This is a genomic window from Vibrio sp. 10N.222.55.C6, from assembly GCF_041473395.1.
Lineage (GTDB): Bacteria > Pseudomonadota > Gammaproteobacteria > Enterobacterales > Vibrionaceae > Vibrio > Vibrio crassostreae_C.
Map to the genome: position 1 here is coordinate 1 of NZ_JBFRSD010001080.1, position 439 is coordinate 439.

General features: G+C 46.9%; 1 protein-coding gene. It reads right to left on the bottom strand.

From position 1 onward, the window contains the following. On the bottom strand, positions 1-439 hold a 439-nt coding region (locus tag AB4486_RS27635; protein ID WP_372119998.1), incomplete at both ends, for a sulfatase-like hydrolase/transferase.

Here is a 439-nt window from a genome sequence, read left to right on the forward strand (position 1 = left end):
GTACGCATACGCTCAATCGACAATGCACCATCATCTTCGATCGTTTGACCACCTTTGCCATCTGATCTTGCGTAAATGACATTACGAGGTGCAAAGGCATCCAAAGATCCATCTTTTGGCCAATCTGGATCTTCTGTGTATTCCATTGCATTCAAGTGATACAACCAACCCCAATACTCATCAAAACCGTGCATTGTCGGTAGGAATTCATCTCGATCACCAAGATGGTTTTTACCAAACTGACCCGTAACATAACCCATGGTTTTAAGAATCTCAGGAAGCGTTGGCGTGTCGGCACTTAAACCAACTGGGCCACCTGGCAATCCGACTGAGTGCATGCCTGTTCGAACAGGGAGTTGACCCGTTAAGAATGCAGAACGACCCGCCGTACAAGAGGGTTGAGCGTAATAATCGGTCAGTAGCATGCCCTTTTCAGCAA